Genomic DNA, 4,655 nt, shown 5'->3' on the forward strand with positions numbered 1-4,655 from the left:
AACAGTCCAGCCGGGATAATAGCTTTGCAGTAAACATAGGAATTGTGGGCTTTTGGAGTTTACCTTAATTTCTATCCGATTTGGTGAAAATGAAGTAATAAAAGCAGTATCACCATCTGAAGTCTGACTTTTGTTATCATCTAGATAGTCTTTGATAAAGATTTTTTTGTGATCAGTTAAGGTAACTAACGAATCGACTAACGAATCCATTGGAAATACCTGATCAGTCAAAAAGACCAATTCATTGTTGAGTGAAGCCTTGCTTAGGTTTGGATGTTTTTCAAACAATTCATTATAACTTTTAAGCCAAAATGAACTGAAAGCATTGTAATGGATTTCTTTATGAAAAATGCCTGTGTTTCTCCAAATGGGGAGGAAAACACGACTTCCATCATTCTGATTAATAATTTCTCCATGTGGAATAGGAAATCCTTGTGGTAATTGTTCGATATGTTCTTTGAGTGCTTTTGGTCTTTTGTGTGATACACCTATGTAAAATATATTCAACTGAACTGAAACGATCATTTCGAGGACGATTAGAAGCATTATTAATCGCAACTTGAGCAAATGATTAGCATGAATTAGTAAAATGAATAAGGATAGAAAGACTAATTGTATCAGAGAATGTAGTAACACATGTTCCCAAAATGTTGACTTGCCAAGTGTTTCATGGAAATTCTGAGAGATATGTATAAATGAAAAGTCTCTTATTTCTATTTGGAAAGATGACCATGCAATTGAGAAAAGCAGGACAATAAGAATAGGCATACTAATCCAAAACAATTTCTTTTTTTCTGTTTCAGGCGATTTTAAAAATCGACTTAGTCCTAGTCCTGCGAAAATCAGAAAAGCCAATTGAGTAAAATAACTAAAATAAGATGGAAACCTGAATAGATTCATTAAGGGGAAATAGTCATATAAGAACTTTCGAATCGGAAGGTATTCGCCAAATGATGCGAGCAAGCAAAACAAGGAAAGTAATAATATCAGCCAGTATTTAATCTTGTTTTTTCTTAATAGGAAGCTGATCGAAAAAATCAGCATAATTAAGCCGATGTAAATATTAGCCATTGATAAATCGGTGTTAAAAAAACTCGGATTTTTAACAGTAGCAAATGGAATAAGGAGGGAAACCAATGACTGTGGAGTAAGGGGATTAATTAATGCACTTTGCAAACTTATTCCATCAGCAATTTCGGTTAGCCCCTGCATTTGAATGATCGAGATAATACTAACAGAACTTAAAAGCAGCGTAAATACAAGAAATAGAAAATTTAAACCAATGTGTTTTCCAATATTTCTCCAGTTCATTAACCGTAACTCTCGTAGCAAGAAGTAGAATAAAATGGCAAGCAATACATAGGAAAGAATTATGGTGAATGTTTGATAGCCATTTGATATGAGCAAAAACATAAAAATAGATGCTTTTATCACATGCCGGATTTTGCCTTCTTCATTAAATCGAAAATAGTTTAGCAAAATGTAGGGAATCCATACCGCAGATATCAATGCAAATAATGCCTGAGCATGTCCAACAAAAAATCCGGAGAGGATAAATGCAATTCCACTTATTAAGGAAGCTTGCTCATTTGTGCCAAAATATTTTGCCAGATTATAGACACCCCAGCCTCCGATAACAAGATAGATAATGAATAAGAAGTGTAAAGTGTAATTGGTGTAGCCAGAAAATATTCCTACTAATATTGTTTCAGGATACCAACTCGGACATTGCATGTCGGCATAAATAGGATAGCCCATTTGCTGGTAGGGATTCCAAAGTGGAAGTATACCTTCATTCCAGCATTCACCAGCAAAATAGCGAAAGGGAAGTACGACATCTATCATGTCCCATTTCAAACAACTATTCATGAAAGAAATGGGCCAATAGGCAATAATAGCAACAACTATAAGAATTAGTAAAGTGCGAAATGGGAATTTTTGTTTTTCGTAAATCATGCATAGGAGCTTACGCAATCAAATATCGATAAATATTAGCAATCTAAAGATTAATTGATTTCTCTTATAGGATTAATTGAATTAACATTCCTTACAGGTTAGTTGCTAATGAATTAGATTGAAAAACTTTTTAAATTAATTTAAACAATCAAAGAAGTATATTTATATTTGCACCCCCTAAAGAAAAAAACATGTACGCAATAGTAGACATAACAGGACATCAGTATAAGGTTGAAAAAGACCAAACACTGTTAGTGAATCAGGTTGAGGGAAAAGCTGGAGATTCAATTGAATTTAGCAAAGTTCTTCTTTCAGATAATGATGGTAAGGTAAAAATTGGAACACCTAGTATTAAAGGTGCAAAGGTTACTGCCACTATTGTTGAGCAGATGAAAGGTGAAAAAGTGATCGTTTTCAAAAAGAAGAGACGTAAGGGTTATAGAGTGAAGAACGGTCACAGACAATTATTATCAAAAATTCAGATTACTGAAATTAAAAACTAAAAATTATGGCACATAAGAAAGGTGCGGGTAGTTCATCGAACGGACGCGAATCACATAGTAAACGCTTAGGTATTAAAATTTTTGGTGGGCAAGTAGTGAAAGCCGGAAATATTATTGTACGTCAAAGAGGAACAAGACATCATCCTGGAGAAAATGTAGGTTTAGGAAAAGATCATACAATTTTTGCTAAAGTAGCTGGTGTTGTTGCCTTCAGAAAAAGAAAGGACAATAAGTCTTTTATTTCTGTAATTCCTGCTGAGAACAATTAGAAATTAAATTTTTAAAATATACAAGCCTTACTGCATATTGTGGTAAGGCTTTTTTTTATGTAGAAATATTTTGAAAATAGTAATCTACTCCAATGCTAACTTCCTGTTTGTACTTCTAAGTATAAACACTATCGTTACACTCAATAATGCTGCAAAAAAGCACCAAACAGATGTAAGGTGTTCAAAATAGACTATTGCTGTAACTGCACAGGACAAAAACATCAGTGAACCGAAATAGTACATACGCCTATTACTTGATATGAAAAATGGAGTAATAGTGGCAATGAGATAAAAGGAGAATACTACATGTTTTAATGCTTGAGGGAAATCAGTTGCATATATAATGTGATAGCTTTTAATTTGAGGGTATACATTGAAAAATAATAGGCAAAAAGTGAAGTACAACGAAACAGCCATTCCAGTAAATAAAAGTATTTTCAAAGGCTTTTTTCTTTTTTGATTTTCTTCCATATTAAGCACTGACAATGGAATTATGGTTGGCCAGATTATTTGAGCAAATAGAAGAAATGCATAGGTCGCAAATTTTTGTAAAATTTCAAGATCTGGACTTGGGAGTGCTAACCAAACTACACCTTCTGTTATTTGTTGCACACCAAAAAGCAAAGGAATAATTGCAAATACTACTTGTGTTGGTTTTTTAACTTTTGCTATGCATGCAACTCCTACTGAAGAAATAATAGCACCACTTATAAAACTTGCTCCTGCTGAAAAGCACATTTTCTGAGTAATTGTTAGTTAGAGAAATTTTTCTGCATGTGAAATTACAAAAACTAAATGAAACATAAGTAACTACCTCTCCGTAGTCTGTAGTAAGGTTTTTGTGAGGAGGGGACTACGGAGCTGTTCAGAAAATCATGTCAAAATTATCAGATAGTATTTTGGTTTCAATTATATCAACAAGACAAATAGCCTATTGAAATAATAGATTGAATGTAATATTATGGAGTTAACTGCGAGATTATTGGGTTGTTTGTAGTCCCTTGCCTCAACACCCTTTCTGCAGACTACAAACAGGATGGGATTCATAAGGTTTAAGTTGAAAACTTAAACCAGTAGGCAAGTGCGGAGCATAAAAACAAAAACCCCTGAGATAGCATCCCAAGGGTTTGATTAACTTTGTGGGCCCAGCAGGACTCTACCCATTGCATTCCTTTGCATTGTATTGCATTTAATAAGCAGATAATCAAATACATACGTTTTCACTACATGTATTTTAGTGCAATTTAAAACAAGTAAAAATACCAAATGTTTTACCAATTGTTTTACCAAAAAATAGAATTTAATTGTATCTTTGTGTAACAAAATCAATAAGTTATGTCAACAGTAGCTGTAATTTTTAATGAGGGAAAAATCAACAAAAAAGGTGAAGTACCTATTTGGTTACGGATCATTAAAGACCGTAAATCAAAGTATATTGCTTTGGGAGTCAGAGTACATAAGGATAACTGGGATCCAGATAAATGCAAAGTCAGGAAGAACCATCCTAATTCTCAAAGGTTAAATAACTACATTGCAAAAAGAGTTGCAGATGCCGAAGGTGTAGCCTTGGATTTGGAAACCAATTCCAGGTATAGTTCTCCACGCAAGCTTAAAGATGCAATTCTAGGCAGAACATCCGAGAGCTTTATTAAGTATGCTGAAAAGAATATTCAAGTTTTAAAGAATAATGAGAAGATTGGCACATTAGCAAAATATGATTCAGTATTGACAAAACTTAAAGTTTATTTAAAGGGTCAGGATTTAACGTTCGATGAAATCACCGTTTCATTCCTGAAAGATTATGAATCCTATTTAAAAAATAAGTTGAGCAACAGCATCAATACTGTTCACTCAAATTTAAAGGTATTGCGCAAGCTTGTAAATGATGCTGTAAGGGAGGAGATATTTCCACTGGAAAAAAATCCCT

5 protein-coding genes are annotated in these 4,655 nt (G+C 33.5%); 3 read left to right on the top strand and 2 right to left on the bottom strand.

Features of this window, described 5'->3' with window-relative positions; translation table 11 throughout:
* A partial coding sequence (locus HOG71_06035; protein MBT5990394.1) for a hypothetical protein occupies nucleotides 1-1,956 on the bottom strand: 1,956 nt, incomplete at its 3' end.
* A gap of 191 nt (nucleotides 1,957-2,147) precedes the next feature.
* Here HOG71_06035 and rplU point away from each other — a divergent pair.
* Both rplU and rpmA read left to right on the top strand, forming a co-directional pair.
* Nucleotides 2,148-2,459 carry a 50S ribosomal protein L21 gene (rplU, locus tag HOG71_06040; protein ID MBT5990395.1) on the top strand — a complete coding sequence of 104 codons (312 nt, stop codon included), beginning with the start codon at nucleotides 2,148-2,150 and terminating at the stop codon, nucleotides 2,457-2,459.
* Between the two features lie 5 nt (nucleotides 2,460-2,464).
* On the top strand, nucleotides 2,465-2,728 hold the full coding sequence (gene rpmA / locus HOG71_06045) for a 50S ribosomal protein L27 (GenBank protein ID MBT5990396.1): 264 nt from the start codon (nucleotides 2,465-2,467) through the stop codon (nucleotides 2,726-2,728).
* A gap of 84 nt (nucleotides 2,729-2,812) precedes the next feature.
* Here the strand turns inward: rpmA and HOG71_06050 are convergent, their stop codons facing one another.
* Nucleotides 2,813-3,466 (bottom strand): hypothetical protein, encoded by a 654-nt coding sequence (locus HOG71_06050; protein ID MBT5990397.1) that lies wholly within the window; start codon nucleotides 3,464-3,466, stop codon nucleotides 2,813-2,815.
* Nucleotides 3,467-4,063: 597 nt separating this feature from the next.
* Between HOG71_06050 and HOG71_06055 the strand changes: the two genes are divergently transcribed.
* The coding region (locus HOG71_06055) for a hypothetical protein (protein MBT5990398.1) at nucleotides 4,064-4,655 on the top strand (592 nt) is incomplete at its 3' end.

It is taken from the genome of Bacteroidota bacterium (assembly GCA_018698135.1).
Taxonomy (GTDB): Bacteria; Bacteroidota; Bacteroidia; order CAILMK01; family JAAYUY01; genus JABINZ01.